Raw genomic sequence first — 13,975 nt, 5'->3', positions numbered from 1 at the left:
CGACCCGGGCCCACCCCTCCGTACGCCCCCGCCGCTCCCCGTGGCAGGGGCGTACGGCACGATGGGACGCCGTCCGACACACCGCCCCACCAGGAGGAACCCGTGGCCGCCGAGCCCAAGCCGGAGATTCTCGCCGCGTTCCAGGCCGCCAAGGGCTTCATGCCGCTCCGTGAAGGGCTCGCGCTGCACGCCGCCGCGACCGAGGCCGCCGCGCTGGGACTGCCCCTCCTGGAGGTCGGCACCTACTGCGGGCGCTCCACGATCCTGCTGGCCGCCGCCGCCCGCGACGCGGGGGTCACGGCCCTCACCGTCGACCACCACCGGGGCAGCGAGGAGCAGCAGCCGGGCTGGGAGTACCACGACCCCTCGGTCGTGGACCCGGAGACCGGCCTGATGGACACGCTCCCGGCCTTCCGGCGCACCCTGCACAAGGCGGGTCTGGAGGAGCACGTGGTGGCGCTCGTCGGGCGCTCCCCCCAGGTCGCGTCCGTGTGGGGCGGCCGGCTCGGCTTCGTGTTCATCGACGGCGGGCACACCGACGAGCACGCGAACGGCGACTACGAGGGATGGGCGCCGAAGGTCGCCGACGGCGGTCTCCTCGTGATCCACGACGTGTTCCCCGACCCGGCCGACGGCGGCCAGGCCCCGTACCGCGTCCACCAGCGGGCCCTGAGGTCGGGGGCGTTCACCGAGATCTCGGTGACGGACTCGCTGCGCGTGCTGCGGCGTACCGGGACGGGGATCTGAGGGTCACGGATAGCATCGCGACGTGCGCCACGACGACTTCACCCCCTCCGCCCCACGCCCGGGCCGGCGCCGCGGGCCCGGACTGGCCGCCGCAGCGCTGGCCGGCGTCTGCCTGACCGCCTCCGGGTGCGCGGGCGACGGCGGGAGCGGACCCGGCGCCGGGCCGGCGACCGCGTCCCGGTCCGCGCCGTCGACGCCGTCGTCCTCCCCCTCGGCCGCTCCGGACCCGAGCCCGTCTACGGGGCCCACATCCTCGAAGCCCCTGCCCAGGGGCCCGCTCACGGGCCGCACCGTGGTGATCGACCCCGGTCACAACCCGGGGAACCGGGACCACACCCGGGAGATCGGCGCCCAGGTCGACATCGGCACCGGGCGCAAGGAGTGCGACACCACGGGTACCGCCACCGACGCGGGTTACGCGGAGGCCCGCTTCACCCTCGACGTCTCCCGCCGGCTGCGCACGCTGCTGGAGGAGCAGGGCGCGAGGGTCGTCCTCACCCAGGACGGCGACCGCCCCTTCGGCCCGTGCGTCGACGAGCGGGCGCGGATCGGCAACAACGAGCGGGCCGACGCGGTCGTCTCGGTCCACGCGGACGGGTCCGCGGCGGGGAACAGGGGATTCCACGTCATTCTCCCCGCCGCGGTGAAGGGCGGCGGCGCGGACACCGCGAAGATCGTCGCCCCTTCGCGTGAACTGGGAGAACGGATTGCCGGGAATTTCGTGCGCGCCACCGGAAGCGCCCCTTCCAATTACCTCGGCGACGGCACCGGGCTGGACACCCGTGATGATCTCGGCGGCCTGAATCTGTCGACCGTGCCCAAAGTGTTCGTCGAATGCGGCAATATGCGTGACCCGGAGGATGCGGCACTGCTCACCCGCGGGGGCTGGCGCCAGAAGGCGGCTCTCGGTATCGCCGAGGGTATCGGCAGCTATCTGAAGAGGTAGTTCTGCGGTATTGGTGGCGACATCGGGGAGATGGCCGGTCCGGCTGCCGGGCGGCATCACAACCCGCCCGGGCAAAGGATAGATTCATCCGTACGATGGGGAGCCGCCCCCGAGCTTCGCGCCGTACCCGCCGTTCAGGCGGCATCGACGACCGCCCCGACGATACGACCGACTAAGGACCTTCACGTGAATATCCGCTCCCTCACTCGAGGCGACGGCGTGGTGATCGGAGCAGCGGTCGTGCTGTTCATCGCCTCTTTCCTCGACCTCTCCGGCTACGACTGCCCCTCGAGCGTGGACTGTTCGGGCTTCAGCGCGAACGCCTGGGACTCGCTCTCCGCCCTCATGGGCATCTATCTGGCGGGCATCATCGGCGCGGCGCTGCTGATCGTCAGCCGCGCGATGCCGGGCCGCAAGGTGGTCGGCTTCGAACTCGGCCAGTTCGGGGCCGCGTTGACCGTGTACGCCCTGTGGACCATGTTCTGGACGATCATCGAGGCGGGTGACGCGGGCGCCGGCCTGATCCTGGGCCTGCTGGCCACCCTCGTGCTGGCGGGCGGCGCTGTCGCCACTCCGCTGGTTCCCGCGCTCAAGGCCCCGCTGATGGGCGCGCCGCGCCCGCAGGCCGTGCAGCCGGCCTACGGCCAGCAGCCCGGTCAGGGCTACGGCTACCCCGGCGCCCAGCAGTCCTTCGGCGGGCAGACCGGTCAGCCCCAGCAGTACGGCGCGCAGCCGGGCCAGCCCGGTCAGCCGGAGCACCAGCAGGCCGCGCAGCAGGCCCCGCAGGGCGGTGGGGCACCGGCCGGTGACTTCACGCCGTTCTGGTTCGCGGTGCCGGTCGCACGCCCGCTGTACGGCGAGGACGGCGCTCCCAACCCGATCGCCGAGCTCGCACCCGGTACGTGGTATCTCGCGGTCGAGCAGCGTGGCCCCGGGCTCATCGCCCAGACGCAGGACGGCCGTCGCGGCGTCCTCCAGGACACCACGGGCATCCAGCGCGGCTGATCCGCCGCCCGCCGACGGCCCCCGCCCCTGAGGGCGGGGGCCGTCGGCGTACTGGAGGAGCGGATCTCAGCCGAAGGACGACCGCTCCAGCCAGAAGTCCAGCAGCCCCCGGTCCCCGAGGACTTCGAGCCCGCCCTCGTCGGGCTTCTGCCGCCGGTTGAACGCCAGCATCAGCGCGGTCAGCGGGCCACGCAGGGCGACGGTCGCCTTCTCGTGGGCGTGGCGCCAGGTGAATCCGTCCTCGCCGAACTCGATCAGCCACTCCGCTCCTGGCACGTCGGTGGCGTGCAGGTGCAAGGACCGCCCGCCGCCGCGCAGTTCGGCCGCTTCCGGGTCGCCCTCCGCCTGGGCGAAGGCGACGATCTGCAGCCACTCGGTGATCGTGTCGGCGGCCAGGCCGGGGTCCACCTCGAAGGCCGTTCCCGTGGCGAGGGCCGCGTCCGCCCGGTGGACGGCGGTCTCATGAGCCATCCGGCGGGCCCAGAAGGCGGTCCGGCGTTCCCATGCCCAGGTCCAGACCTCGGTGTCGGGCCCCGCCTCGCGCAGGGCGTCCACGGTCGCGGCGGCGCCCGCCACCAGCCAGGCACGGAGAGCGGCGGCGTCGTCGCCGTCCGGGCCCGCGGTGTCCGGCACCTGGTCGTCGGGGATCTCGTCGGCCGCCCTGCGGCGGACCAGTTCACCGGCCCAGCGGTGCGCGCCGCCGACGTGCAGGACGAGTTCGCGCAGATTCCAGTCGGGGCACGTGGGGACCCGCCGGGAAAGGGCGGCGTCCTCGACCAGAGACCCCAACAGGGCGGTCTGGGCGAGGATCTCGTCGCAGTAGCGCTCATGCGCAAGGTGGGTCATCCTCGCACCCTATGCGGCGGACGGCCGCTCTCCCAGCCTGTCGTCCGGTCAGCCGCGAGGTGGACGGGACCTCGTTCCGCACCCCGGCGCCCGCGCTCTTCCCCGCGTCCCCGATGCTGTCGATGACGCTCTCGAAGGCCCCCACGTCCCGGCACCCGTCTCACCGTGCGGGGGCGGGCCGCCCGCCCGGTGCACGCCGGACGGTGCGCGCCGGACCAGTGCGCGCCGGACGGGTTTCACTCACGGTAAAGCGGCAATCCGGAGAGCATGTCTCCCAGATCAGGTTCAGGAAGCAGCACCGCCGCACGCGTCATAGCCGTCGTCGCGGACATCATGGCATTCATCATCATTCTGTGGATCCTGATGTACCTGCTCGACGCCAACCGGGGCAACGACCTGGTCCAGTGGGTCCAGGACTCGGCCCACTGGCTGGCCGGCTGGTCGTACGACCTGTTCACCTTCGACGAAGCGTGGGCTCGCGTCGTCACCGGCTACGGTCTCGCCGCAGTCGTCTATCTCTTCATCGGTCACGCCATCGCGGGCCGGGTCCGCCGCCACTAGCCTGCCCGCGCCGGCGGGCCGGGTCCGCCGCCCCCAGGGCCTGCCCGCGCTAGCGGGCCGGTTCCTCGCGGCAGCAGTCCGGCTCCAGGCCCGTCGGCAGCCGTTCGCCGCTGAAGACCGCGGTGGTCGCCTCGTCCCCCCCGAGGGCGGCCACCGCGAGCAGCAGGGACCCCGCCGTCCAGGTGGTGAGCTCCTCGGGCCATATGGCCCGTTCGCCCTCGAAGACGTATCCAGTCCAGTACAGGCCGCCCTCGGCCCGCAGGTGCTGGACGGACTGCAGGATCTCCAGGGCCCGGTCCGACTCCCCCGTCACCCAGAGCGCCAGGGCCAGTTCGCAGCTCTCGCCGCCGGTGACCCAGGGGTTGGGGAGGACGCAGCGCACTCCGAGGCCGGGCACCACGAAGGCGTCCCAGCCGTCCTGGATCCGCCGTGTCGCGGCGGTGCCGGTGACCGCGCCGCCGAGGACCGGGTAGTACCAGTCCATCGAGTAGCGGCTCTTGTCCAGGAAGCGTTCGGGGTGGCTGCGGATCGCGTGGCCGAGCGCTCCGGCCGCCAGCTCCCAGTCCGGCTGGGCCTCCTCGCGCTGTTCCGCCAGCGCCAGCGCGCAGCGCAGCGCCTGGTGGACGGAGGAGGAGCCTGTCAGCAGGGCGTCGGTGACGGGCGTGCCGTCGGGTTCGCGCTTCCAGCCGATCTCTCCGCCGGGCTGCTGGAGACCCAGGACGAACTCGACCGCGGCGTAGACCGTCGGCCACATCCGGTCGACGAACGCGTCGTCACCGGTGGCGAGGTAGTGGTGCCAGACGCCGACGGCGACGTAGGCGCAGAAGTTGGTCTCACGCCCGAGATCGGTCGGCCGGTCCGGGTCGCCGTCGTGGTAGGCGGCGTACCAGGAGCCGTCGTCGTTCTGGTGGCGGGCCAGCCACGCGTAGGCGCGGGCGGCGGCCTCGTGTTCACCGGCGGCGTCGAGCGCCATCGCGGCCTCGGTGTGGTCCCACGGGTCGAGGTGGTGGCCGCGGAACCAGGGCAGCGCCCCGTCCTCGCGCTGCACGGCGAGCAGGGCGGCCACGGTCTCGGCGGCCTGTTCCGCGGTCAGTACGCCCGGCAGGACCAGGTGTTCGGTCTGCTCGGGTGTGCTCACGCCTCGGCCTTCGGCAGGTGGGGCTTGGTCGCGTACGCCACGAAGCTCTTGCCGACGACCGGGTTGAGCAGCTGCTCGGCGACCCGGGTGGCCAGGGGCTTCTTCATGATGTCCCAGACCAGCAGCTTGTGGTACGCCCGCACCGGCAGCGCCTTCTCGTTGTCCACACCGAAGGCGCACTTCAGCCACCAGTAGGGACTGTGCAGTGCGTGCGCGTGGTGGGTGCCGTAGGGCTTGAGGCCCGCTTCCCGGATCCTGCCGAGGAGTTCGTCCGCCTTGTAGATGCGGATGTGGCCGCCCTCGACCTCGTGGTACGCGTCGGACAGCGTCCAGCAGACCTTCTCGGGGCCGTAGCGCGGCACGGTGATCGCGATCCGGCCGCCGGGCTTCAGCACGCGGACCATCTCGGCGAGGACGCCCTTGTCGTCCGGGATGTGCTCCATGACCTCGGAGATGATCACGACGTCGAAGGAGGCGTCGGGGAAGGGCAGGTTGAGCGCGTCGCCCTCCATCGCGGTGGCGGTCGCGCCCGCGGGCGCCTCACCGGCCTCCTTCATCGCGGCGAACCACTTCGCGACCTCGCGGATCTCCTCGGCGTTCTGGTCGAGGGCGACCACCTGGGCGCCGCGCCGGTAGCACTCGAAGGCGTGCCGGCCGGCGCCGCAGCCCAGATCGAGCACCCGTTCGCCTGCGGCGAGCGGGAAGCGGGTGAAGTCGACGGTCAGCACGGGGGCCTGCCTTCGATGTCGGAGGTACGGATTCCGGGAGTCACGCGGGCGCTCACCTGCGGGCGGTCCGGGCGGCGATCGACTGACGGTACAGCTCGACGGTACCGAGAGCGGCCCTGGCCCAGGTGAAGTTGGCCAGCACCCTGGCCCGGCCGGCCTCGCCGAGGCGGGCGCGCAGCGCGCGGTCGCCGAGCAGCCGGGAGAGCGCGGCGGCCAGAGCGCCCGCGTCGCCGGGCGGCACGGCCAGACAGGTCTCCCCGTCGGGCCCCGCGACCTCGGGGATCGCGCCGCCGGTGGTGGCCACCAGCGGGGTGCCGGTGGCCATGGCCTCGGCGGCGGGCAGCGAGAAGCCCTCGTACAGCGAGGGGACGCAGGAGACCTGGGCGCTGCGGACCAGGTCGACGAGCTCGGCGTCGCTGATGCCCTTGACGAACTCGACGGCGTCCTGGAGCCCGTAGCGCTCGATGGCCTGGGCCACGGGGCCGTCCTCGGCCCGCTTGCCGACGACCACGAGGTGCGCCGCCGGGTTCTCGGCGCGGAGCTCGGCGAGCGCCTCCACGAGGTGGACGAGGCCCTTGAGCGGGACGTCGGCGCTGGAGGTGGTGACGATCCGGCCGGGAACCTCCGCGACCGAGGGGTCGGGCGACCAGAGGTCGGTGTCGGCCCCGATGTGCACGACCTGGATACGGTCCCGGGGCACCCCGAGGTGCTCGGTGATCTCCTGCTGGGAGGAGCCGGACACGGTGAGGACCGACGGCAGACGGCGCGCGACGCGCTTCTGCATGCGGGTGAAGGCGTACCAGCGGCGCACGGACAGCTTGCGGCGCCTCGACCCCGCGGCGTCCAGGTCCAGTCGGCGGTCGACGGTGATCGGGTGGTGGATCGTGGTGACGAGAGGTGCGCCGAGGTCCCCGAGCAGGCCGTAACCGAGCGTCTGGTTGTCGTGCACGACGTCGAAGTCGCCGCGTCTGGCGAGGAGATGGCGCCGGGCACGCAGGCTGAAGGTGAGGGGCTCGGGGAAGCCGCCGGTCCACATGGTGGCGACCTCGGCGAGATCGATCCAGTCGCGGTACTCGCCGCGTCCGGGGGTGCGGAACGGGTCGGGCTGGCGGTACAGGTCGAGGCTCGGCAGCTCGGTGAGCGGGACGCCCTCGTCGAGCACGGGGTAGGGCTGGGCGCCGATCACTTCGACGCTGTGGCCCAGCCGGGCCAGCTCGCGGCCGAGGTGGCGGACGTAGACGCCCTGGCCGCCGCAGAAGGGATTGCCCTTGTAGGTGAGGAGTGCGATGCGCAACGGCCGGTCACCCTCGGTGCCCGAAGCGCCGCCGCCCGCGAAGGGGCCCGTCTCTATGGCCTCAGCGGTCACACTCGGCCCCCTTCTCACTGCGTTTTCGCCGGAGCGTAACCGGTCGCGCTAATCTAGAACAAGTTTCAGACTCGTTCGTTCAACCCGCACCGAATCTACCGGCAGGTAGCGTCGGCATGACGGCCGGATCAGGTGATTCGCGCCACGGCGGTCACCCTGGCCGGTTGTGTGCGCCCGGAAGCGGGAGCCCGGCCGTACGGGGAACCGGTTCTCCCTTCGTGGATGGGGACAGATGACAGCGGAAGCCAGGTCGGCGGCGCCGCCCCTGACGGAACGCCAGGAGGCGCGCCGCCGCGGCATCCTCCAGGCCGGCGCGCAACTGGCCGGTCGGGGCGGTTTCGAGGCGGTGCAGATGCGCGAGGTGGCGGACGCCGCCGGGGTCGCGCTGGGCACGCTCTACCGCTATTTCCCCTCCAAGGTCCATCTGCTGGTCGCGATCATGCAGGACCAGCTCCAGCGTCTGCAGATCACCCTCCGCCGTCAGCCGCCCGCCGGGGACGACGCCGCCCAGCGGGTCGCCGAGACCCTGATGCGGGCCTTCCGGGCGCTCCAGCGTGACCCCCACCTGGCGGACGCCATGGTGCGGGCGCTGACCTTCGCCGACCGCGGTGTGAGCCCCGAGGTGGACGCCGTCTCCCGGCTGACGACGGCCATCGTCCTGGACGCGATGGGGCTGGAGGAGCCCACGCAGGAGCAGCTGTCCGTGGTCCGCGTCATCGAGCACACCTGGCACTCCGCGCTCATCACCTGGCTCTCGGGGCGGGAGTCGATCGCACAGGTGAAGCGGGACATCGAGACGGTGTGCGGACTGATCGACCTGCCGGCCGCCGCGGGCTGACCGGCCCCCGGCGGGCACGCTCCGCGGCCTGCCCATGTGCGGCGCCCACACCGGCGCCCGGCCAGGTGGGGTGCCCTGCACCATATCGACGGCGCCACGGTGTTCGTACGGTTCGGCCCACATCACCCGAACCCTGCCGAGGAGCCGGTCACCATGCGTCGCAGAGCCGTAGCCACCGTCCACAGAAGAACCCTGACCGCGGCCGTGCTCGGCGCCACCGGTCTGCTCCTGGCGGGATGCACCGCCGCCGGGCAGGCGGGCGGCGAATCCGGTCCGGACAGCGGCCCGCGCGGCGACGGGACGGTGAAGGTGGGGCTCGTCTACTCCCGCACGGGACTGCTCGCCGCGTACGGGAAGCAGTACCGCGACGGATTCATGGCCGGCCTCGACCACGCGACGAAGGGCACCGGCAAGGCGGGCGGCCACCGCATCGAGGTCACCGAGCAGGACGATGCGGGCGACCCCGGCAAGGCCGTCTCCGCCGCGAAGAACCTGATCGGCAAGGGCTACAAGGTGCTGGCCGGCACCACCGACTCGGGGGTCGCCCTCCAGATGGCCCCGCTGGCCGCCCAGAACAAGGTGCTGTACGTCAACGGCCCGGCCGCCACGGACGCGGTGACCGGGGTCAACACCTACACCTTCCGCTCCGGCCGGCAGTCCTACCAGGACATCCTCACGGCGGGCACCATGCTCGGGGACCCGAAGGGCAAGAAGGTCACGGTCCTCGCGCAGGACTCGACCTTCGGCCAGGCCAACGTCGCAGCCGTCAAGGCGATCCTGGGCGCCGAGGGGGCGACGGTGGGATCCGTGCTGGCCCCGCCCAGCGCCACCGACCTCACGCCCTTCGCCCGGCAGGTCAAGGCGGGCGCTCCCGATCTGGTCTTCGTCGCCTGGGCCGGCGCGACCGCGCCCGCCCTGTGGACCGCGCTGGACCAGCAAGGGGTGCTGAACGCCGGCAAGGTCGTCACCGGACTGGCCGGGACGGCCTCGTACCCGGTCTTCGGGGCGGCCGGCGCGAAGGTCTCCTTCCTCGCGCACTACTTCCCGGGCGCCGGCGGCGGCAACCCCGTGGAGAAGGCCATGCTCGACGGCGTCGAGAAGGCGGGAGGCACACCCGACCTGTTCAGCACCGACGGATTCACCGCCGCCCAGATGATCGTGCGGGCCGTCGAGGAGGGCAGCGCCACGGACACGGCCGCCATGGTGAAGGCCCTGGAGGGCTGGAGCTTCGACGGGGTGAAGGGCCGGCAGCAGATCCGCGCCGACGACCACGCCCTGGTGCAGCCGATGTTCACCGCGAAGCTGAAGGGCACGGGCGCCTCGGCCGAGCCCGAGCTGGTGAGCACGCAGCCGGGCGACGCGGTGGCACCGCCCGCGAAGCCCTCGGCGGGCTGACCGGTGACCGCACCCGGCACCGCGACCGTGCGGGAAGAGGGGGCGCGCGCGGGCGCCCCGGTGCTCCGGTCCGACGGACTGGGCTGGCGCGTCGGCGGGGCGACCATCGTCGAGGACGTCACCTTCACCGTCCGCGAGGGCGAGTTCCTCGCCTTCATCGGACCCAACGGGGCAGGCAAGACCTCCCTGTTCAACCTGATCAGCGGAATCGTCCGGCCCACCGCGGGCACCCTCGCGCTGGACGGCGCGGACCTGACGGACCTGCCCGTGCACACCCGTGCGCGGCGCGGGATCGGCCGGACGTTCCAGACGTCCAGCCTCTGGCCGCGGATGACCGTGGCCGAACACGTCCGGCTCGCCGCACAGGCCACCCGCGGCGGGTCGCACCGGCTGTGGCGGCGCGCTTCCCCGTTCACCGCCGAGGTGGACGGCGTACTGGAGCGCACCGGCCTCGGCCCCCGCTCCGGGGCGACGGCGGACGAGCTCTCCCACGGCGAGAAGCGCAAGCTGGAGCTCGCGGTGCTCCTGGTGGGCGAGCCCCGGCTCATGCTCCTGGACGAGCCGATGGCGGGGGTGAGTGCCGAGGAGGTTCCCGCCCTCACCGAGCTGATCCGCACGCTGCACCGCGAGGAGGGCCGCACCGTCCTCATGGTCGAGCACCACATGGACGTCCTGCTGGACCTCGCCGACCGGCTGGCCGTGATGCACCACGGCCGCCTCCTCGCCCTGGACACCCCCGCCGCCGTGACCGCCGACCCGGTCGTCCAGCGGGCCTACCTCGGGGAGGGGCTGTGACCGTGTCCCCCCTGCTCACCGTGCGGGATCTGCGCGTCCTCATCGGCGGCCGGCACATCCTGCACGGAGTCGACCTGGACGTGGCACGCCACGGTGTGACCGCGCTGCTCGGCCGCAACGGGGCCGGCAAGACCACGACCGTGCGCGGCGTCCTCGGGCTGGTGCCGCGCGCCGGCAGCGTGCTCCTCGACGGCGAGGAGACCGTCGGACTGCCCACCCACACCCTGGTCCGCAGGGGCATCGGTTACGCCCCCGAGGACCGGGGGATCTTCGCCGGGCTCACCGTCGGTGAGAACCTGCGGCTGGCGGAACGCCGGGGCGCCGACGGGCCCGCGTACGACCTGGTCCACGAGCTCTTCCCCGAACTGAAGGCGCGCAAAGGGCAGTTGGCCGGGACGCTGTCCGGCGGCCAGCAGCAGATGGTGGCCATCGGGCGCACCCTGCTGAACGGCAACCGGCTGATCATCGCGGACGAGCCGACCAAGGGCCTGGCTCCCAAGGTCGTCACCGAGGTCGCCCAGGTCCTGGAGCGCGCCGCCGAGGCGGTACCCGTCCTGCTCGTCGAGCAGAATCTCGCCGTCGTACGCCGCCTGGCCGAGCACTGCGTGGTGCTCGCCGACGGACGGACGGCCCACCGGGGCGAGGCGGCCGGCCTGCTGGGCGACGCGGAGGCCACCCGCCGGCTGCTCGGCGTGGGCCACGGCCCGCTCGCCCCCCACACCGCGGAGGCGGATTCCTGATGTCCACCATCGTGCTGCTCACCATGACCGGACTCGGTCTGGGGGCGCTCTACTTCCTCGTCGCGTCGGGGCTCTCCCTGATCTTCGGCCTGATGGACGTGCTCAACTTCGCCCACGGGGCACTGCTGTCCATCGGCGCGTACGGCACCTGGTGGGCGGCCTCCGGCCACCTGCCGGGCGCGGGACCCGGCGGCTGGGGCTTCGTGCTGGCCGTCCTGTTCGGGACGGCGGTGGGCACCCTGTCCGCCGTGCTGCTGGAACTGGCCGTCGTACGGCCCCTGTACACCCGGCCGCGCGAGCAGGTGCTCGCCACGGTCGGTGTGGGGCTGGCCGTGCCCGCCCTGCTGTCGGGCGTCTGGGGTTCGGACGCCCGGACCTTCCCGGGTCCCGAGGCACTGTCCGGCACCGTCGGGCTGCTGGGTGCCGAAGTGCCGGTCAACCGGCTGGTCCTCGTCGCGGCGGCGGTCGTCGTGCTGGTCGCCCTGCGGCTGTTCCTCGGCCGGACCCGGCACGGCCTGGTCGTGCGGGCCGGGGTCGAGGACCGGGCGATGGTGACCGCGCTCGGCATCGACGTCCGCAGGGCCTTCACCCTGGTCTTCGCCATCGGCGGCTGCGCGGCCGCGCTGGGCGGGGCGCTCGGCGGGCTGTACTTCGGCTCGGTCGACCCCCGGCAGGGCACCTCGCTGCTGATCTTCGCGTTCGTCGTCGTGGTCACGGGCGGCATGGGGTCGGTGACCGGCGCCGCCGTGGCGGCCGTCGTCATCGGCCTGGTCCAGCAGTTCGCCAACTACTACACCGCAGCGGGCCTCGGCGACCTGGCCGTCGTCGTCCTGCTCGCCGCGCTGCTGCTCGTCCGGCCGCGCGGACTGACCGGGAGGCTCGCGTGAGCACCGCCACCAGACCCGCACCCACCGCCGCGAAGACGGCGCCCGGGCGCGAGGGCCCCCGGCCGCTGCGCTGGTGGCCGGCCGCCGTCCTCGCGCTCCTCGTCGTCGCGCCCTTCAGCGCACTGCCCGTCCCCGGGCTGCTGGACGGTCCGGTAGGCAGCCCGGGGAGCCTGCAACTCCTGGCGACCTGCCTGCTGTTCGGGGCACTCGCCACCGGCTACGACCTGTTGCTGGGCCGGACGGGGCTGCTGTCCTTCGGCCACGCGCTGTACTTCGCGGCGGGGAGCTACGCCACGAACATGTTCCTGTTGGAGGCGGGCCTGCCGTTCGCCGCGGCAGCGGTCCTCGGACTGCTCTTCGGCGCCGCGCTCGCGCTGGTGCTGGGCTCGGTGAGCCTGCGGGTCACCGGCATCGGCTTCTCCATGGTGACGCTCGCCTTCGCGCAGGCCGGATCGATCCTCGTCTCCCGCGACCCGGGCGGATTCACCGGTGGCGAGGAGGGCAGGGCCGCTCCAGCGGAGCTGCTGCCGTCCTGGCTGGTCGGCATCGACCACACCGCGAACCTGTACTGGATCGCGCTCGCCTATCTGGTCCTCACGCTCGGGGTCGTCCACTGGGCGGTGCGCTCCCCCACCGGCCGCGTCTGGGAGGGCATCAAGGAGAACGAACGCCGGGTGGAGGTGCTGGGCCTGAAGCCGTACGGCTTCAAGCTGACGGCCTTCGTCCTCGCGGGGGCGCTGGCCGCGGCCGGCGGCCTCGTCCACCTGCTGCTGACCGGCGGCTCCACGCCCCTGACGACGACCTCGGACTTCACCCTGTCGCTGCTCGTGATGGTGGTGCTGGGCGGATCCGGCACCCGGTGGGGCCCGATGGTCGGCGGCATCCTCTACACCTGGGCGGACCACCGGCTCGGTGATCTCGCCGGGTCGGGCGCCGTCGCCGATCTGCCCGCGGTCCTGCGCGTGCCGCTCTCCCAGCCCCTGTTCCTTCTCGGGGTGCTGTTCGTGGCCGTGGTACACCTGCTGCCGGGCGGCCTGGTCCGGCTGCCGTCCCGACTGCGCAGGACCCGCGAGGAGCACCGATGATCCCGTACGAGGAGATACGCGTCCCCGTCACCGGCGGCGAACTGGCCGCGCTGCGCTGGCCCGCCGGGGAGCCCGGCGCGCCGGTGGCCGTGGCCCTGCACGGCATCACGGCCAACGCGCTGTCCTGGGGCGCGGTGGCCCGCGAGCTCGCCGGCCGCGTCACCCTGGTCGCCCCGGACCTGCGCGGCCGGGCCGCGAGCGCGGGGCTGCCCGGCCCGTACGGGATCGCCGCCCACGCGGCCGACGCCGCCGCCCTGGCCGGAGCGCTCGGCGTGGGCCGGGTGGCGCTGGCCGGCCACTCGATGGGGGCCTTCGTGGCCGCGCTGGCGGCGGTGCGCCACCCGGAGCGATTCGGCGAACTGGTGCTGGTGGACGGCGGGTTCGGCTTCCCCGCGCCGACGCACCTGTCGGCGGACGAGCTGATGACGGCCGTGATCGGCCCGGCCATGGACCGGCTGTCGATGACGTTCGCCGACCGGGACGCCTACCGCTCGTTCTGGCGGGCCCACCCCGCGTTCGGCGGCGACGCCTGGTCGCCGGAGGTCGACGCGTACATCCAGCGCGACCTGACGGGCGAGGAGCCCTCGATGCGCTCGGGCTGCCTGCTGGAGGCGGTCCGCACGGACGGGGTGGGCCTGTTCCAGGACGAGGTGCTGGCAGCGGCACGCGAACTCGCCGTGCCCGCGACCCTGTTGTGGGCACGGCGGGGCCTGATGAACGAGGAGCAGGGGCTGTACGACGAGTCCCGGCTGGCGGCCGCGGGCCAGCCCGGCACGAAGGTCCGCGCGGTGTGCGTGGAGGACGTCAACCACTACACGGTGCTGACGGGCGACAAGGGGGCCGCCGAGGTCGCCGGCGCCCTGCTGCGGGCGGCGGCCCTCCCGCGCTGAGCGCTCCG

General features: G+C 73.2%; 15 protein-coding genes. 11 read left to right on the top strand and 4 right to left on the bottom strand.

Annotated features, from left to right (window positions below; genetic code table 11):
- Positions 1-159 precede the first annotated feature (159 nt).
- From ACIRJR_RS12755 to ACIRJR_RS12745, 3 genes are all read left to right on the top strand, one after another.
- A complete protein-coding gene (locus tag ACIRJR_RS12755) occupies positions 160-747 on the top strand; it encodes a class I SAM-dependent methyltransferase (RefSeq protein ID WP_403778722.1) in 588 nt (195 codons plus the stop codon).
- Positions 748-769: 22 nt separating this feature from the next.
- Positions 770-1,693: an N-acetylmuramoyl-L-alanine amidase gene (locus ACIRJR_RS12750; RefSeq protein WP_403778120.1), complete on the top strand. Its 924-nt coding sequence runs from the start codon at positions 770-772 to the stop codon at positions 1,691-1,693.
- A gap of 186 nt (positions 1,694-1,879) precedes the next feature.
- Positions 1,880-2,698 (top strand): DUF5336 domain-containing protein, encoded by an 819-nt coding sequence (locus ACIRJR_RS12745; RefSeq protein ID WP_403778117.1) that lies wholly within the window; start codon positions 1,880-1,882, stop codon positions 2,696-2,698.
- A 66-nt stretch (positions 2,699-2,764) separates the two neighbouring features.
- Here the strand turns inward: ACIRJR_RS12745 and ACIRJR_RS12740 are convergent, their stop codons facing one another.
- Entirely contained in the window at positions 2,765-3,544 is a 780-nt protein-coding gene (locus ACIRJR_RS12740) for a maleylpyruvate isomerase family mycothiol-dependent enzyme (protein WP_403778114.1), read from the bottom strand.
- A gap of 267 nt (positions 3,545-3,811) precedes the next feature.
- Between ACIRJR_RS12740 and ACIRJR_RS12735 the strand changes: the two genes are divergently transcribed.
- On the top strand, positions 3,812-4,105 hold the full coding sequence (locus ACIRJR_RS12735; protein ID WP_329228298.1) for a hypothetical protein: 294 nt from the start codon (positions 3,812-3,814) through the stop codon (positions 4,103-4,105).
- A 49-nt stretch (positions 4,106-4,154) separates the two neighbouring features.
- On the opposite strand, the gene ACIRJR_RS12730 is transcribed toward ACIRJR_RS12735, so the two are convergent.
- Genes ACIRJR_RS12730 through ACIRJR_RS12720 form a run of 3 tightly spaced genes read right to left on the bottom strand, consistent with a single transcriptional unit; the run spans position 4,155 to position 7,337 of the window.
- Positions 4,155-5,243, bottom strand: a complete 1,089-nt coding sequence (locus ACIRJR_RS12730) for a prenyltransferase (protein ID WP_403778111.1) — start codon at positions 5,241-5,243, stop codon at positions 4,155-4,157.
- On the bottom strand, positions 5,240-5,971 hold the full coding sequence (locus ACIRJR_RS12725; RefSeq protein WP_403778108.1) for a class I SAM-dependent methyltransferase: 732 nt from the start codon (positions 5,969-5,971) through the stop codon (positions 5,240-5,242). Before ACIRJR_RS12725 ends, ACIRJR_RS12730 begins: the two co-directional genes overlap by 4 nt.
- A gap of 52 nt (positions 5,972-6,023) precedes the next feature.
- The gene (locus ACIRJR_RS12720) at positions 6,024-7,337 is read right to left on the bottom strand and encodes a glycosyltransferase family 4 protein (RefSeq protein ID WP_403778104.1); all 1,314 of its coding nucleotides are present in this window, start codon (positions 7,335-7,337) and stop codon (positions 6,024-6,026) included.
- A 232-nt stretch (positions 7,338-7,569) separates the two neighbouring features.
- Between ACIRJR_RS12720 and ACIRJR_RS12715 the strand changes: the two genes are divergently transcribed.
- The 7 genes from ACIRJR_RS12715 (at position 7,570) to ACIRJR_RS12685 (ending at position 13,967) form a co-directional block, all read left to right on the top strand.
- Entirely contained in the window at positions 7,570-8,175 is a 606-nt protein-coding gene (locus tag ACIRJR_RS12715) for a TetR family transcriptional regulator (protein WP_403778101.1), read from the top strand.
- 153 nt (positions 8,176-8,328) lie between these two features.
- Positions 8,329-9,570, top strand: a complete 1,242-nt coding sequence (locus ACIRJR_RS12710) for a substrate-binding domain-containing protein (protein WP_403778098.1) — start codon at positions 8,329-8,331, stop codon at positions 9,568-9,570.
- A 3-nt stretch (positions 9,571-9,573) separates the two neighbouring features.
- Positions 9,574-10,365 (top strand): ABC transporter ATP-binding protein, encoded by a 792-nt coding sequence (locus tag ACIRJR_RS12705; protein ID WP_403778095.1) that lies wholly within the window; start codon positions 9,574-9,576, stop codon positions 10,363-10,365.
- Positions 10,362-11,105, top strand: coding sequence for an ABC transporter ATP-binding protein (locus tag ACIRJR_RS12700; protein WP_403778092.1), 744 nt, complete (start codon positions 10,362-10,364; stop codon positions 11,103-11,105). Before ACIRJR_RS12705 ends, ACIRJR_RS12700 begins: the two co-directional genes overlap by 4 nt.
- Entirely contained in the window at positions 11,105-11,992 is an 888-nt protein-coding gene (locus tag ACIRJR_RS12695; RefSeq protein ID WP_403778089.1) for a branched-chain amino acid ABC transporter permease, read from the top strand. The genes ACIRJR_RS12700 and ACIRJR_RS12695 overlap by 1 nt, the downstream gene beginning before the upstream one ends.
- Positions 11,989-13,077 carry a branched-chain amino acid ABC transporter permease gene (locus ACIRJR_RS12690; RefSeq protein WP_403778086.1) on the top strand — a complete coding sequence of 363 codons (1,089 nt, stop codon included), beginning with the start codon at positions 11,989-11,991 and terminating at the stop codon, positions 13,075-13,077. The genes ACIRJR_RS12695 and ACIRJR_RS12690 overlap by 4 nt, the downstream gene beginning before the upstream one ends.
- A complete protein-coding gene (locus ACIRJR_RS12685; protein ID WP_403778083.1) occupies positions 13,074-13,967 on the top strand; it encodes an alpha/beta fold hydrolase in 894 nt (297 codons plus the stop codon). The genes ACIRJR_RS12690 and ACIRJR_RS12685 overlap by 4 nt, the downstream gene beginning before the upstream one ends.
- Positions 13,968-13,975 lie beyond the last annotated feature (8 nt).

Origin of the sequence: Streptomyces sp. NPDC102402, from assembly GCF_044765765.1 — a bacterium.
GTDB lineage: Bacteria > Actinomycetota > Actinomycetes > Streptomycetales > Streptomycetaceae > Streptomyces.
Note: the sequence above shows the minus strand (reverse complement) of the source record. Positions and strands in the feature narration are given on the sequence as shown.